The organism is Kitasatospora sp. SC0581 (assembly GCF_048159585.1).
GTDB lineage: Bacteria > Actinomycetota > Actinomycetes > Streptomycetales > Streptomycetaceae > Kitasatospora.
Genome location: NZ_JBLRWA010000224.1, coordinates 1 through 368, shown reverse-complemented (window position 1 = coordinate 368; position 368 = coordinate 1). Strand labels below are relative to the sequence as shown.

Genomic DNA, 368 nt, shown 5'->3' with positions numbered 1-368 from the left:
CAGTACCTGGTCCAGCTGCGCAGCGGACGGAAGCTGACGGCCGTTCAGCTCCAGCTGGAGTACTTCGAGCTGGCCCGCAAGTACGTCGAGGACCGCTACGGCCAGGACGCCGACGAACAGACCGTGGACGTGCTGCTGCGCTGGGAGGACGTGCTCAACCGGCTGGAGAACGACCCGATGAGCCTGTCCCGGCAGCTCGACTGGATCGCCAAGAAGGAGATCCTGGAGGGCTACCGCCAGCGGGACGGCCTGGACTGGGACAACCCCCGGCTGCACCTGGTCGACCTCCAGTACAGCGACGTGCGGCCGGACAAGGGCCTCTACAACCGCCTGGTGGCCCGCGGCCGGTTCGACCGGCTGGTGACCGA

The 368-nt window shown here is 67.9% G+C and carries 1 protein-coding gene; it reads left to right on the top strand.

Annotation, left to right across the window (positions count from 1 at the left end; translation table 11 throughout):
* Positions 1–368 (top strand): proteasome accessory factor PafA2 family protein (locus tag ACLWS4_RS37880; protein WP_416876557.1); only part of this gene is annotated, 368 nt, incomplete at both ends.